This is a genomic window from Enterococcus bulliens, assembly GCF_053761865.1.
The window spans coordinates 1-14,846 of the sequence record NZ_JBSMXK010000020.1 but is presented as its reverse complement, the minus strand read 5'-3'; the positions used below and the strand labels follow the sequence as shown (position 1 = coordinate 14,846).

Genomic DNA, 14,846 nt, shown 5'->3' with positions numbered 1-14,846 from the left:
CTCAAGCTTTTTTTATTTATAAGACTGTACCTTTTTGCGACTGAATAATTGATAAAACAAAAACAACACCACACAAAACATCAACGGAATCACAATAGTATGACTGATATTTGGTACAATATGATTTACAAAATCAGCCGTTAGATGGTCTTCAATGAACATTTTTCCAGCTGTATAGGCAATCAATAATGCACCGATCCAAACTAAAATCGGGAAGCGATCCATTAATCCTAACACCAACTGACTGCCAAAAATAATTAGCGGAATGCTAATGGCAAGTCCTAATAAAGCGAGCCATTGATTATCTGATGCTACTCCAGCGATCGACAAAATATTATCCAAGCTCATGATCAAATCTGCGACCATAATCGTTCCGATCGCGGACATAAAAGATGTCGTTGCTTTAGACGAGTCGTCAGGTTCTTCATTGGCTACTAAAAGGTCATAGGCAATATAAAACAATAATAAGCTACCAATGATTTTCACATATGGAATAGCTAAAATTTGAATCGCAATCAACATCAGTAAGACACGTAGTACGATGGCACCTGCTGTTCCAATAAAAATCGCTTTCTTCCGACTTTTCTCATCTAAACGCTTGGTTGCTAGTGCAATAGCCACGGCGTTATCCCCACTTAACACAATATCCAATAATATAATTGATGCTACTTTTGTTACGATTTCAAGCACGTATCCATTCCCCACTTTCCCTATATCTGCTCTAGAATAACAAGTTCTATCCATAGGGTCAAATTTTTCACAAAAAAAGTGACCCTTTATGAAAAAAAGGCTCACTTTAGTCGATTTATACTGCACCATACTTGTGCAAAAATCAAAACAATCATCGGAAAAAGCAAAAAATAGAATTGGCAGATTCTATGCTTTGCTTTTCGGATCAATCCGTTCGAAAGGAAATAATCAGCTATTTTGCTCGTTTTGTTTTACAAGAACTACTTTACTCCGAGTAAAAAACTATAGTCAAATTTAAGAACTATGATAAAATATTTTTATATGAAGCAAAAAAAGGCTGGTATAACAATGAATTTTAAAGATATCGAATATTTTCAACAATTGGTTACCGAAAAAAATTTCACAAAAGTGGCTCATTTTTTCAAAGTAAGCCAACCTACTGTTACGTATGCCATCAAACGCATCGAAAATGAACTCGGTGTCGTCTTATTTGTACGTGATCAATCTCACCATAAAGTTGAATTGACTGCGGCAGGTAAGCTTTTTTCACATCATGCTACAAGTTTACTGACCGAACTGGCGATCGCAAAAAAAGAACTGATGCAACTTAGCGAAGAAAAGGTGCGTTTTGGTCTTCCACCAATTATTGGCAACTACTTTTTCCATGAGTTTTCACAAGCCCTGATTCGCGACCAACTACTAGACTATTTAGAAATTATTGAAGGCGGCTCTAATGAATTGACCAAGCGTTTGAAAATGGGGCGCATCGATATGGGTGTGGTCGGCTCCATCCAACCTTTACGCGATCCCCATCTGATCAGTGAAGTGTTAATGATCCGTGATTTTGTAATCGTGGTCAGTCCTGAGCACTATTTAGCTACACGTGACTCTATCTCTTTTCGCGAACTCGCACAAGAAGAATTTCTACTTTTAAATGAACACTATATCCACCCTATGGCGCTAAAAGCATTCGCAACCCAGGCGCATATCAGTCCGTTGATTCGACATCAAGGACAGGATTTAGCTATTTTAAAAAGCATGATTCGCGCGAATATTGGGATCGGTTTTTTAACCGAAATGGCGATTTTTGATGAAGATCAATTAATCAAGATTCCAATCACAGATGCAGATCAGCCCCGTTTTTGGGTCTCTTTAGTTCGTAGTCATGAAGCGCCAAATTCACTGATTCGTACTCAATTGATCGACATCATCCATGAATTATTATCTGAAAAAAAAGAAGGGGCGTGACATAAAACTGTCACGCCCTCTTTTAAAACCGAATGCCACGTTGATATTGTGTGGGAACGGTTATTGTTTTCCCTGTTTGCTGTGCAGCATGGATCGTCCAGTAAGGATCTGCTAACATACCACGACCAATCGCGACCATATCAGCTTGACCTCCTTCAATCACTCCTGCTGCAAAAATCGGTTCTTCTAAACGACCTACTGCGATAACTGGTAATCCTGTAGCAGATTTAATGGCCCCAGCAGCTTCTAGTTGGTATCCTTTGGGTGAAGTCGTAGGCCCAAATTGACTTTCGCCTCCTGTACTGACGTGAAATACATCCACACCTGCTTTTTGATAGGCTTTTGCTAAGCGACAGCCTTCTGTTAGATCGTATCCTTTGGGTGCATATTCTAACGCGCTGATTCTAAAAAATAAAGGCATCGTCGTTGGCATCACTTCTTTAACTGCTTGAATGACCTCTACTCCAAATAACGTCACATCTTGATACATATCCGTTCTTTGATTTGTCAATTTAGATTGAAATTGATGGATCAAATAGCCATGAGCGCCATGCAATTCAATAAAATCGACGCCAGCTTTTAATGCACGAACTGCCGCATCTTGAAATTTTTGTACCATCGCTTGCGTTTCAGCTGTCGTCAAAGCATGTGGTGTTTGATATTCATCAGAAAATGCCAGTGCAGATGGAGCCACACTTTGTGGCGCATCTTCTGCTTTACGACCAGCATGTGCTAATTGAATTCCAATTTTCACATCAGGTTCCACTGACTTTATCGATGCAATCATTTCTTTTAATGGAGCGATTTGCTCATCGTCCCAAAGCCCTAAATCATAATCAGTGATTCGTCCTTCTGGTGATACATCAGTCATTTCGATAATGAGTGTTCCAGCTTGTCCAACTGCGCGACTTGTATAGTGTTGTTTGTGCCAATCATTCACTTGTCCATCTTTTTTAGTAACCGAATATTGACACATTGGCGGCATGACCACACGATTTTTTACGGTCATTCCCTTAATAGTAAATGGTTGAAACATATCCATGATTTAATCCCTCCTAAAAATAGTACCATTAGTGTAACACAAAAAAGCCAGATCACTCTGAATAAACGGCTTTATCCAGCAATGATCTGACCTTTTTCAAATTGTAAGATACGGTGGGCTGTTTGATTTAAAAACTCTTGGTCATGGCTAATCACTAAAATCATCAACCCTTGCTCAGCTAATTCACGTAACAAGGTACTGACTTGCATCATATTCTTAAAATCCAATCCACTCGTTGGTTCATCGAATAATAAGATCTTTTTACCTGATAAGATAGCACTGGCAATCACTACACGTTGTTTTTCACCACCAGATAACGTATGAGGATGCCGATCGAGTAGGTTTGTTAAATTAAAACGCGTGCAAATTTCATCAAAACGCTCGGGTATCTTGGCTTTTACCAACAGTTCTTTACGTACTGTCTCAAAAAACAATTGAAGGTTTACATCTTGCATGACAAAAAAACATGCATCGATTCGTGCTTTTGCTTTCATTACATCTCCATTTAAAGAAATTTGGCCTTTTTTTAAACGAACTAAGCCGGAAAGTACTTGAAAAAATGTCGATTTTCCCGCACCATTTTCTCCAGTGATTCCGATAATTTCTTGATTGTTTATCGTCAAACTCGGAATACTCAACGCCCATTCTTTTTGTTTACGATAGCGATAGCGCACCTCTTCAAATGTCAAAGAGATCGTGGCCGGCTGAATGAGTGGATCCACTATATCTTTTGTGTCCACTAATTGACGTAGCCCTAGCGCTTGATGCTCTGATGGCGTCAACGCAAGCATTTGTTTTGTCGTAAATTTTTGGATCATTTGTCCGTTCGCAAAAACAAAAAAATGATCTGCAATATCAACCAAATAAGCCAAGCGATGCTCCGCAATCAAAATCGTGACCCCTTGTGCTTTTAATTTCAACAATGCCTCTTTCAGACGTTTTAATGCGGTGAAGTCTAAATTACTAGCCGGTTCATCCAATAATACTAATTTAGGTGCGAGCATCGTCGCAGCTGCAATCGAGACTTGTTGTTTTTGACCTCCAGATAGTGAAAAAACGCTCGCATCTTGGATCGGTTCTAAAGCAAAATCTTTGATCTGTTGAGCGACACGCTGTCTGATCACTGCAGATTCATACCCAAAATTTTCCATGACAAAAGCTAATTCTGAAAGTACATCTGTTGTAAAAAAGTGTGTTTTAGGATTTTGAAATACGACACCAAATTTTTCGATGTACGTTGCAAAATCAGCTGCAGGCAATTGTTGATCAAACACCCTCCAACTACCTGTAACCTCTCCTTCATAAAGTTCTAGATATAAGCCATTTAACACATTAAATAGTGTTGATTTCCCACTCCCGCTTGGTCCACAGATCACGATGCATTCACCAGTATGAACATCAAAATCTAATGCGTTTAAAATAGCCACTTGATCTTTTGTCGTAAATCCAGCTTGTTTTACTGTAATCATTTTATCCACATCCTTATGAGTAAACACCCTACGATTACACCAATTAAGATATAATCATAGCTTTTTAAGCGTAGTTGATAGTAACTTGTGTGCTCATTTTTATTTCCTAATCCTCTAACCAACGCACTAGCCGAAAGATTCAGTGATGTTTCTTCTGCAGAAAGCAATAAGGGAACAAATAGATATTCCATCGTCTGCAGTGGATGACGAAATAAGGCAAAAAAGGATACTGCAATTCCTCTAAATTTCATCGCCCGTCTAACATAAAGAATCTCTTTGATCGCCATTGGAAAAAAGCGAAATAAAATCGCTAACGGAACCAACACAGTCGCAGGAATGCGCAAGCGTTGTAAGGCAGCCAACCATTCACTGATTTTTGTGTGATCTAATGCAAATGTGACGGCCATGATCGTTGGCAAAAGACGACGATTGCCAACTGCTAAAAAATCGAGCAACGCGCCAATAAAAGAGGGTACATAATAAAATAAAAATTGGTCTGCTGCAAAAAGTGCAAAGAATACGCCAACAAAAAATAAGCCTTTTTTAAATGAGCCACTTAAGACTAAACAGCTAAACATCAAACCGATCATGATGCACTCTAATGGAAACGATAATGGAAACATCAACGAAATACTCGCAAAAAAGACCACACACAGCTTGCTACGTGGGTCAAATTTTAGATAATTGTAAGTCATACGACCTCCTATTATGCTGTCTTTTTAAAATGCTTATTAAATAAATAACTTCCTAAATAAAACCCAAAGATCGAACCAAAGAACACGAGGGCCATACTTGCATAAAAGACATTCATTGTCACATGTTCAAATACTTTGTCTAAATATGCTTGATCTTTTCCTCTAGCAACTAAAGACGCTTGGTACGCATTCTTCATAAACCACAACGGTAGAATCGGTCCCATGAGTCCAAAACTAAACACAATGTAACTGATCAATGTACGTAATTTTTCAGAAATTTTTGTTTTTGTTTGGATGAGATCTGCTAAGAAAGCAAATACGATATTCGGTACGGCAGCTAGTGGAAAATGTCCCGTAAATAAAAAGAAAATACCAACGACACTCCCCATAATCGTAATTGCACCAAATTTAGGGACGCGTTTGATCAATAATAAATAGACGATCCCCGTAAACATCGCACTAACTCCTGGAATAAATAAATTATGAAATCCTGGAATAATAAATCGTAATACTAATAAGCAAACACTCATCATCAAGAAATAAATGGCCGTATAAATTCCTGTCGCAATTAAATCTTGTACTTTTAACTTGTTCATGTATCTTTTCCCCTTTAATCGTCAAAACTTGTCGATCATTCATTTTGAAAATGGATTGTATTTCCAAGTGTTCAGTATATCACAACTACTCTCAAAATATAGGAGACAATGCTCGTTTTGTAAAAAAAAGAGTAGCAAAAGCTACTCTTTTTAGGCTACGGTTTTTGTCGCCGGAATTAATTTATTCATCACAATCGCTACGATCGCACTGATGGCAATCGGCGAATCCAATAAGTATTGGACAAATTGTGGTGCAGATTGTTTCACCTCTGCAGGCATAAACAATAATCCAATCGCACAAATCAATGGTACCCCAATAATATATAGTTCACGCTCAGAAAATTCCTCATGTTTGATGACACGGAACCCGCTTAACATAATGATCACACAAACGACCGCAAATACTCCACCAATGACTGCAGTTGGGATCGCATTGATCAAACTAGATAATTTTCCTAAAAATGATAACGCAATAAACCAACCTGAAGCGACGATGAAGACTTTGCGACTAGCGACACCAGTGATCGAGATGATCCCAGCGTTCGTTGAATACCCTGTAACTGGTGTCGTTCCAACAAGTGCAGCAATCAAACAGCCAATTCCTTCCCCGATCACGCCTTTATTGATTTGCGTATCCGTCAGTGGTTCTTCAATCACTGCGCTTACCGCATACCAAGTTCCAGTCGTTTCTGCTAATAAAACTAAATAGATCACGAGCATCGTTAGGATTGCCGATAAATCAAAATGAACACCATAATTGATAAAGGCGACTTTTGGCAAACTAAAGAACGGTGCTTGGGCAACAGTCGTTGTATCAAATCCACCCATTAGTGAAGCAACTAGAGTACCACCTGCTAAAGCAATGATAACCGAACTGATACGAAATACTTTACCTAGTTTAGGGAAATAGACCCCTAACATCGAAAACAATACTAAGATAACTGCAGTAATGATAGCTAGAAAAATATTTTGATTGATTGATAATGCATCGCTAGACACATAAATATTACTTGTAAATGCAGAAGGTAATAGTGTCAAGCCTACAATCATGATAATCGTCCCACTCACGATAGATGGAATAAAATGACGGACGATATGTTTATAGATTCCAGTAAAACCTAATAAAACGACTGCCGCTGCACCGACTAAACTTGACCCAATTACAGTATCCATTCCCTTAGAACCTAGAAAAATACCGGTAATCGCTCCAACAGGTACGAATGATGGACCTTGACATACTGGGAGTTTCAAGAAAAATAAAACTTGGATCAATGAAGCAATTCCTGCTCCTAAAAATGTTGATTGAATTAAACCGGATGCATCGCTTGATGACATCGCAATGGCTGTCGCAATGATAAATGGCGGAACATACACATCCATTGCCAATACATGTTGTAAACCTAATAGTAGAGCTTGACTATATGGAATGTCATCATTGACCCCAATCGTTAAGTTGCTCTCGTTTTGTTTTGTTGTTGATTCCACTATCTTTCCCCCTGTTTTTCATGAACTAGTTTTCCTTGGACAAAGACTTGACGAATATTGCTTTGATCGGATAAATATAAAATACGTGCCAATTGTGCTTCAGCTTGATCGAATGCAAAATTTGGGAGTGGATTATGCGAATGTGTCGGATCGATTACTTGGGCATCAAATGCAAACCCTACTTTGAAACAACCGATCGGCAAGTCCAATGCTTGTCCGCCTGCTGTTGTGGCTAAATAAAAGGCATCTAATAACGATAATCGAGAATTTTCTAGACCACCACGTTCAGCTAAAGGTTTATTCGCATCGACACCTTCTTCTAACAGACGACTACTCATGACCGCTTGGCGAATATTTTCATAAAGACTTGGTGAAAACCCACCAGAGATATCACTGCCTAGCCCTACTGTCACTCCTTGACTTTGCAATCGTTTGACTGGCAAGACACTATTGGCAAAATACGTATTCGAAATCGGACAATGTGCCACTGCACTTTGATGTTCATGGAAAATTTCGCCATCTTCATGCGTTAAAAAGTTTCCGTGTGCCATAACTGATTTACGTGTCAACAGGCCAAAATCTGCAAGTACTTGTGTATCGCGTTTGCCAAAACGTGCATAAACGTGATCGTGTTCCCATTGGCTTTCGCTACAATGAGATTGAACATGAACTTGATACGTTGCGGCTAATTTCCCTAAGCCGGCTAAGACTTCTTCTGTACAACTCGGAACAAAACGTGGCGTGATCACCGGATAAACTCCTTGAATATACTCCATCTTCTTTACAGCTTGTATAAATGCTTCGGTTTCAGCCAATGCTTGTTTAGGACTTTCATCACGATAAAAATCAGATGTCGTTTCCACATGATCCATCACGACTTTTCCGACAAGTCCCCTTTGCCCCATGCGACCACAAATCTCGGCTAATGCTAAACTGGCTTCAAGATGTACGGTAGCAAAATACAAAGCGGTCGTTGTTCCTCTACTTAGTAACTGTTGGACTAAATCTTGATACACGGTCTTTGCAAACGTCAGGTCTGCATACTTTGCTTCTAATGGAAACGTGCATTTCTCTAGCCAAGTCGCTAACGGTTCATCTAATGCGATACCTGCTTGTGGCCATTGTGGAGCATGTACGTGTAGATCGATGAATCCTGGTAACAAGACTTGACCTTTTGGGATCGTCACGACTGTATTTGCTTGTTGTATAACATCTGCTTTTATTCTATCAAAATCCGGTTGTTTCTCTAAAATCAACGCTTCAATCATGCCGCGCTCATTTAATAGAAACAATCCATGGCCAAACTCTAATGTTTTAGGAGTTGGTACATGAAAAAAATCAGCTTCGATCACTTTATCAATCATCATTTTATCCATTGGTCCTTTCAACTAGATTCTCCTATTATAATCTCTTGAATCTTTTTTTCAATAATTTTATTCAAAAAAATGTTATTTTTCATTTTAAAACATTTGTTTTTAGCCAAAAACCGAACGTTTAGAAAAGAAGACAGTATAAATGTAAATTTAATGAATTTTTAGAAAAAACAGTGAATTTATTCTTATTTTATTTTCATTTTTCTTGATAGAAATTTGCATATAATTTTCATTTAAGTATAATTAGACTAATGTACTACATAAAGGAAAGGATGTTTTGATGGCGTTAGAAAGAGGATTAAGTAATCGACATGTCCAGTTGATCTCCATTGGTGGAGCAATCGGTACCGGGTTATTTTTAGCATCGGGAAAATCGATTGAACTTGCAGGACCGTCAATTTTACTTGTCTATTTGATTGTTGGTTTTTTTATATTTTTAATTATGCGTGCACTTGGTGAATTATTGCTTTCCAATCTTGATTGTCATTCATTTGTCGATCTAGCAGAACATTATCTAGGCAAACGTGCTGGATTTATTACCGGTTGGACGTATTGGTTTTGTTGGATCAGTGTAGCGATGTCTGACCTTACTGCAACAGGAATTTATATGCGGTATTGGTTACCTGGTATGCCACAATGGGTACCTGCATTTATTGTCTTATTAAGTTTGATGGCGTTAAATTTATTGTCAGTAAAATTATTTGGGGAAATCGAATTTTGGCTTGCGTTGATCAAAATTTTAGCAATCGTCGCCTTGATCATTGTCGGCGGCTATATGATTGTGACGCAAATGGATTTTGGCACACATCAAGCAAGTTTTCGTAATTTGTATCGTTTTGATGGCTTTTTCCCCAAAGGTTGGGTTGGCTTTATATTGGCGTTTCAATTAGCTGTTTTCTCCTTCACTGGAGTCGAATTAGTTGGACTGACTGCCGGTGAGACAAAAGATCCAGAAAAAGTGCTACCAAAGGCAATCAATAATATCCCGATACGGATTTTACTTTTTTATATCGGTTCACTTGCCGTCATTATGAGTGTGCATCCTTGGAAAATGATCGATCCAAGTAAAAGTCCCTTTGTTACGGTCTTTTCTACGATTGGAATCGCTGGTGCTGCAACAATGGTCAACTTCGTCGTAATTAGTTCTTCGATTTCTGCTTGTAATAGTGCGATTTTTAGCACGAGTCGAATGCTTTATGGCTTAGCAGAAAACAACCACGCTGGAGCACGTTTTGCTAAGGTAAATGAACGTAAAGTACCAAGTAATGCTTTGTATCTTTCAAGTATCGTCATCGCATTAACCGTCATTTTAAACTATGTCATGCCCTCACATGTATTTAACTTGATTGCAGGAATCTCTACGGCATGTTTCTTATTTATCTGGAGTGTGATTTTAGTCTGTCACTTACGCTATTTGAAGGTCACAAAAGAAACAAATGGAACGAGACCAAAATTCAAATTGCCCTTTGGCCGAATTGCAAACTACACAAGTCTCATCTTTCTAGCTCTGATCGTCGTGATTTTAGGCATTTTACCAGATACACGTATCTCATTGATTATTACACCTATTTGGTTTATTAGTTTATACGCCATCTTTAATACAAAATTTAAACATCTTACGTTTGAAAATAACCAAACGCTAAATGATCAAGAATAAAACAAAAGCGATGAGAAATCATCGCTTTTTTGATACAGTAAAGAAAAAGGAGGAATTCACATGGAAACTTTAGCCCTTGACTTACTACATGAGACGATCAAAAAACGACCCGAAAATAGCCACAAAGGTACATTTGGGCGAGTATTGTTAATTGGCGGCAATCGTCAATACGGCGGAGCCATCGTTATGGCTGCAACCAGTTGTCTTTATGGTGGTGCTGGTTTAGTCAGTGTGGCGACAGATAAAGTCAATCACGCAGCGCTACACGCTCGTTTACCTGAAGCAATGGTGATCGATTGGGATGATCAGACCCAATTAAATGAGCAAATCAAACAGACCGATGTCCTTGTTATTGGCCCAGGCATGGGGGTGGATTCATTTGAACACACTCGTTTAATAGAAGTTTTAGCGCAACAAGCAGAACATCATGTTTTGATCATCGATGGCTCGGCAATTACCATGCTTGCCAAAACGGAGTTTACTTTCAATTATCCTCAACAAGTCATTTTCACACCTCATCAAAAAGAATGGGAACGCTTGAGTGGATTATCCATTGATGCTCAAACGATCGAAAACAATAAACAAGCGCAACTAAAACTCAATAGTGTAGTTGTCGTCAAAAGCCATCGGACAACGATTTATACGACTGCTGGTGATTACCTTAATCCTTACGGTAATCCTGGTATGGCAACAGGTGGAACTGGAGATACTTTAGCTGGTCTGATCGGTAGTTTTGTAGCCCAATTCAAGCAAATATCTTTACCAAAACGCGTAAGCAGTGCTGTGTTACTCCATAGTTATATAGGCGATCAACTTGCAAAAGAAAACTATGTCGTACTCCCAACAAAACTAAGTGAACAATTGCCTCAAGCGATGAAATTTTTCTCAGAAAAGTGAGTTTTATCAGCATTTTAAAAGCTTTTTAATTGAATATTTGATAGGCTTAGGATAAGGAGTGTGAAAAAATGGATGTTAAAATTTTATTGATGACCTTTTTCATCAACTTTTTTTATGTAACGATCAGTACGATTCGTTTTATGTTGACGATGAAAGGGTATCGCCTTGTTGCTCCTTTACTGAGTATGGTTGAAATCACGATCTATATAGTAGGTCTTTCGCTCGTATTAAATCGTTTGAGTAATCCAATCAATTTATTTGTCTATGCTTTAGGGTATGCAGTGGGTGTCAGTGTCGGGATTAAAATCGAGGATCGTCTAGCGTTAGGATATATTATGACCACGGTCATTTTACCAGCCGATACTGAGGAAGAAAAAGCTTTACCAAAAGTCTTGCGCGATAATGGTTATGGCGTTACCCAAAGCCATGCTGAAGGGCTGTCTGGTGAACGTTTAGTCCTCGAGATTTTGTCACCACGCAAAAATGAACGCGATCTCTATCAATTGATCAAATCGATAGAAGAACGAGCCTTCATTATTACGTATGAACCAAAATATATTTCAGGTGGTTTTTGGACAAAAAAAGTGCGCAAACGTCAAAAAAATATCTAAAAAGAGAGCCTTCGGATACGAATCTCAAAGTGAGCAATGATGCTTTTTTGAGATAGATCCTTGGCTCATTTTTTTATTCTACAGTTACTGCTTTTGCTAGATTACGCGGTTTATCAACATCATACCCGCGATGTAATGATGCATAATACGCAATCAATTGTGTCGGAACAACAGTGACTAATGGAGTTAAAAACTCATGCACATTGGCTACGATCAATTGATCGCCTTCTTTGGCCAATGCTTCGCTAGCAATCACAAAAGTACTTGCTCCACGACTTTCCACTTCTTTCAAATTCCCACGCATATGTGCGCCAGTCAATGTATCTGTGACTAAACCAAAGACAGGTGTTCCATCTTCAATTAACGCGATCGTCCCATGTTTTAACTCACCTGCTGCAAAACCTTCTGTTTGGATATATGAAATTTCTTTTAATTTCAACGCAGCTTCCATTGAAACAAAATAATCCGCTCCACGACCAATGTAAAATGCATTACGTGTCGTCGCTAACAACTCTTTCATCGCCTGATCGATGGTTTCTTTTTCTGCAATAATCGTATCCATCGCATTTGCTGCGAATCCTAATTCTTGTACAATATCAAATTCGATTGCTTCTTTGCGGTTTAATTTCATTCCTAATGCTTTTCCTAAAAGATTCATCAACGTTACTTGTGCGGTATAGGCTTTAGTAGACGCCACTGCGATTTCTGGTCCAGCGTGCAATAATAACGTATAAGTTGCTTCACGTGATAAAGTTGAACCTGCAACGTTTGTAATCGTCAAAGCTGGTAAGTTCAATTCATTCACTTTCACCAATACTTGACGACTATCTGCAGTTTCTCCACTTTGTGTTAAGAAAATGAAAAATGGATTTTTAGATAGCATAGGCAAACGGTACCCGACTTCACTAGATACATGAAGTTCGACTGGAATCCCCGTCATCGTTTCAATCGCATGTTTCGCTGCCCATCCCGCATTATAACTTGTTCCACAAGCCACAACATAAATACGATCACTTTGGCTCATATGTTCTAATAACGCATCATCGATTGTTGTTTGACCATCTTCTGTAACATAAGTCTGTGCGAGACGACGTAAAACAGCTGGTTGTTCATCGATTTCTTTTAACATATAGAAAGGATACATTCCTTTTTCAGTATCCGCTGCATCTAACTCAGTCACAAAAGTTTCACGAGTCACAAGGTTTCCTACTTGGTCTTCAATCACGATCTCATCCGCGCGAACAAATACCATTTCACCATCGTTGATCTCTACAAAACGATTGGTTTGAGTCAACATTGCCATTGCATCACTACAAATGACGTTAAATCCATCTCCTAAACCAATCAATAATGGACTTTTATTTTTAGCTACATAGATCGTATCTTTATCTTCGCGATCGATCATAGCAAATGCGTATGATCCGTGGATCTCTTTTAATGCACGACGAAACGCATCGGCAGTCGACAATCCTTCTTTTTCAACGAAATAAGCGACTAAGTGAATCGCGATCTCCGTGTCAGTTTCTCCAATAAAATGATCTTCTACTAAAAACTTTGCTTTTAATTCATCGAAGTTTTCAATCACACCATTGTGGACCAATACAAAACGACCAGAAGTAGAGGTATGTGGATGGGCGTTGTGCTCACTAGGGACACCATGTGTCGCCCAGCGTGTATGCCCTATTCCCATTGTTCCATTTACTGTTTCATTTAATTTATCTTTTAAGTTTTGGATTTTTCCTTTTGATTTCACTAAGTGGTGATGTGTGCCATTTGTTAAAAAAACACCCGCTGAATCATATCCGCGGTATTCTAATTTATCTAAACCATATAATAAAATATCTTTTGTTTGTGGATTTCCGATTACTCCTACAATTCCGCACATTTGTTGAAAACCTTCTTTCATAATTGGTATACTCTATATTTATACCACAAAAAACTGTTTTTACAAGTTTTTAACCTATATTTTCTATTTTTTATTTAAAATGGTATATATCAATGATAACAATAAAAAAAGAGAACGACTATGCGCTCTCTTTTCCTTCTTCCATCAATTGATGTGTAAAGCCTTCTCCGATCACATTTTGTACTTCGTTGACAATAACAAAAGCCTCAGGATCGATGCGATTGATAATTTTTGTGACTGCAAGTAACTGTGGACGACTGATCACAATGTACAAGACCGGGCGTTCTTCCTTGGAATAATAGCCTTTAGCATCAAAAACTGTAATCCCGCGCTGAATCTCTTGATCGATCGTGTGTGCGATCTCTACGTGATGTTTTGAAATGATTGTAATCGCCTTTTTCGGATTAAACCCTTCAAGTAAATAATCCAAGACTTTAGTTGAAACATAAAGTGAAACAATTGTTAAGATCATACTCTCGATTCCAATAACAAACACCGAAATCAATACGACTAAAATATCGATGAATAGTAATGCATAACTCACATTCCAACCTAAAAACTTATTTAATATCTTAGCTACGATCGCACTTCCTGCAGTCGTCCCATTACCTAGCATGATCAGTCCCATTCCGGTTCCCATCAAAAATCCTGCGGCTATTGCAGCAACAATCCGTTGATCAGTATAAAAATGCCAGTCATGTGTCAGATTCAAGAAAAAAGACATAAATGCCATTGCAGCTAATGTATATAGTACTGTTGCTCGATCCAAAAATTTCCAACCAATCAATAACAAAATTCCATTTAAAACCAAATTGGTCCAAGCAGGTGCCCATTGATAAAGATAATATAAAATCATCGTAATTCCTGTGACTCCTCCTTCACCAAGATCATTACTAATCGCAAAATAGTTTACAGATACTGCGAAAATAAATGCACCAAGTAAAATTTGAATTACATTTCGAACAATAAGTTTCATTCTATCTCCTCCAAACTGACTATAAAAAAATAAGCAAGAGCATGAGCTCTTGCTTGACTTGCGTGGCGACGTCCTACTCTCACAAAGGGAAACCCTTCACTACAATCGGCGCTAAGAAGCTTAACTTCTGTGTTCGGCATGGGAACAGGTGTGTCCTTCTCGCTATCGCCACCACACTATTGAGTGATTCACTCAAAACTG

13 protein-coding genes and 1 rRNA gene are annotated in these 14,846 nt (G+C 38.4%); 4 read left to right on the top strand and 10 right to left on the bottom strand.

The window, feature by feature from the left end:
- Positions 1–12: 12 nt before the first annotated feature.
- A complete protein-coding gene (locus ACWOEC_RS09900) occupies positions 13–690 on the bottom strand; it encodes a TerC family protein (RefSeq protein WP_297075723.1) in 678 nt (225 codons plus the stop codon).
- Positions 691–1,038: 348 nt separating this feature from the next.
- On the opposite strand from ACWOEC_RS09900, the gene ACWOEC_RS09895 reads away from it, so the two are divergent.
- Positions 1,039–1,938: a LysR family transcriptional regulator gene (locus ACWOEC_RS09895; RefSeq protein WP_297075720.1), complete on the top strand. Its 900-nt coding sequence runs from the start codon at positions 1,039–1,041 to the stop codon at positions 1,936–1,938.
- 22 nt (positions 1,939–1,960) lie between these two features.
- Here the strand turns inward: ACWOEC_RS09895 and ACWOEC_RS09890 are convergent, their stop codons facing one another.
- From ACWOEC_RS09890 to guaD, 6 genes are all read right to left on the bottom strand, one after another.
- Positions 1,961–2,980: an NADH:flavin oxidoreductase/NADH oxidase gene (locus tag ACWOEC_RS09890; RefSeq protein ID WP_455307858.1), complete on the bottom strand. Its 1,020-nt coding sequence runs from the start codon at positions 2,978–2,980 to the stop codon at positions 1,961–1,963.
- A 71-nt stretch (positions 2,981–3,051) separates the two neighbouring features.
- Positions 3,052–4,449 carry an ABC transporter ATP-binding protein gene (locus ACWOEC_RS09885; RefSeq protein ID WP_455307856.1) on the bottom strand — a complete coding sequence of 466 codons (1,398 nt, stop codon included), beginning with the start codon at positions 4,447–4,449 and terminating at the stop codon, positions 3,052–3,054.
- The gene (locus tag ACWOEC_RS09880; protein ID WP_455307854.1) at positions 4,446–5,144 is read right to left on the bottom strand and encodes an energy-coupling factor transporter transmembrane component T; all 699 of its coding nucleotides are present in this window, start codon (positions 5,142–5,144) and stop codon (positions 4,446–4,448) included. The genes ACWOEC_RS09885 and ACWOEC_RS09880 overlap by 4 nt, the downstream gene beginning before the upstream one ends.
- Before the next feature lie 11 nt (positions 5,145–5,155).
- Positions 5,156–5,740, bottom strand: coding sequence for an MptD family putative ECF transporter S component (locus tag ACWOEC_RS09875; RefSeq protein ID WP_297075713.1), 585 nt, complete (start codon positions 5,738–5,740; stop codon positions 5,156–5,158).
- 150 nt (positions 5,741–5,890) lie between these two features.
- Positions 5,891–7,225, bottom strand: a complete 1,335-nt coding sequence (locus tag ACWOEC_RS09870) for a uracil-xanthine permease family protein (protein ID WP_455307852.1) — start codon at positions 7,223–7,225, stop codon at positions 5,891–5,893.
- Positions 7,225–8,592: a guanine deaminase gene (gene guaD / locus ACWOEC_RS09865; RefSeq protein WP_455307891.1), complete on the bottom strand. Its 1,368-nt coding sequence runs from the start codon at positions 8,590–8,592 to the stop codon at positions 7,225–7,227. The genes ACWOEC_RS09870 and guaD overlap by 1 nt, the downstream gene beginning before the upstream one ends.
- Before the next feature lie 286 nt (positions 8,593–8,878).
- On the opposite strand from guaD, the gene ACWOEC_RS09860 reads away from it, so the two are divergent.
- From ACWOEC_RS09860 to ACWOEC_RS09850, 3 genes are all read left to right on the top strand, one after another.
- Positions 8,879–10,255: an amino acid permease gene (locus ACWOEC_RS09860; protein WP_455307850.1), complete on the top strand. Its 1,377-nt coding sequence runs from the start codon at positions 8,879–8,881 to the stop codon at positions 10,253–10,255.
- A 60-nt stretch (positions 10,256–10,315) separates the two neighbouring features.
- On the top strand, positions 10,316–11,152 hold the full coding sequence (locus ACWOEC_RS09855) for an NAD(P)H-hydrate dehydratase (protein ID WP_455307848.1): 837 nt from the start codon (positions 10,316–10,318) through the stop codon (positions 11,150–11,152).
- A 68-nt stretch (positions 11,153–11,220) separates the two neighbouring features.
- Entirely contained in the window at positions 11,221–11,763 is a 543-nt protein-coding gene (locus ACWOEC_RS09850) for a DUF2179 domain-containing protein (RefSeq protein WP_297075702.1), read from the top strand.
- 73 nt (positions 11,764–11,836) lie between these two features.
- On the opposite strand, the gene glmS is transcribed toward ACWOEC_RS09850, so the two are convergent.
- The 3 genes from glmS to rrf all read right to left on the bottom strand — a co-directional run bounded on the left by glmS (position 11,837) and on the right by rrf (position 14,821).
- On the bottom strand, positions 11,837–13,648 hold the full coding sequence (gene glmS / locus ACWOEC_RS09845; RefSeq protein ID WP_455307889.1) for a glutamine--fructose-6-phosphate transaminase (isomerizing): 1,812 nt from the start codon (positions 13,646–13,648) through the stop codon (positions 11,837–11,839).
- Between the two features lie 139 nt (positions 13,649–13,787).
- Positions 13,788–14,645, bottom strand: coding sequence for a YitT family protein (locus tag ACWOEC_RS09840; RefSeq protein ID WP_297075696.1), 858 nt, complete (start codon positions 14,643–14,645; stop codon positions 13,788–13,790).
- 60 nt (positions 14,646–14,705) lie between these two features.
- Positions 14,706–14,821 (bottom strand): 5S ribosomal RNA (gene rrf / locus ACWOEC_RS09835).
- Positions 14,822–14,846 lie beyond the last annotated feature (25 nt).

Excerpts from the sequence above, each read along its gene's own strand:
- ACWOEC_RS09895 (WP_297075720.1), top strand. The coding sequence starts at position 1,039 with ATGAATTTTAAAGATATCGAATATTTTCAACAATTGGTTACCGAAAAA.
- ACWOEC_RS09890 (WP_455307858.1), bottom strand. The coding sequence starts at position 2,980 with ATGGATATGTTTCAACCATTTACTATTAAGGGAATGACCGTAAAAAAT.
- ACWOEC_RS09885 (WP_455307856.1), bottom strand. The coding sequence starts at position 4,449 with ATGATTACAGTAAAACAAGCTGGATTTACGACAAAAGATCAAGTGGCT.
- ACWOEC_RS09880 (WP_455307854.1), bottom strand. The coding sequence starts at position 5,144 with ATGACTTACAATTATCTAAAATTTGACCCACGTAGCAAGCTGTGTGTG.
- ACWOEC_RS09875 (WP_297075713.1), bottom strand. The coding sequence starts at position 5,740 with ATGAACAAGTTAAAAGTACAAGATTTAATTGCGACAGGAATTTATACG.
- guaD (WP_455307891.1), bottom strand. The coding sequence starts at position 8,592 with ATGATGATTGATAAAGTGATCGAAGCTGATTTTTTTCATGTACCAACT.
- ACWOEC_RS09860 (WP_455307850.1), top strand. The coding sequence starts at position 8,879 with ATGGCGTTAGAAAGAGGATTAAGTAATCGACATGTCCAGTTGATCTCC.
- ACWOEC_RS09855 (WP_455307848.1), top strand. The coding sequence starts at position 10,316 with ATGGAAACTTTAGCCCTTGACTTACTACATGAGACGATCAAAAAACGA.
- ACWOEC_RS09850 (WP_297075702.1), top strand. The coding sequence starts at position 11,221 with ATGGATGTTAAAATTTTATTGATGACCTTTTTCATCAACTTTTTTTAT.
- glmS (WP_455307889.1), bottom strand. The coding sequence starts at position 13,648 with ATGTGCGGAATTGTAGGAGTAATCGGAAATCCACAAACAAAAGATATT.
- ACWOEC_RS09840 (WP_297075696.1), bottom strand. The coding sequence starts at position 14,645 with ATGAAACTTATTGTTCGAAATGTAATTCAAATTTTACTTGGTGCATTT.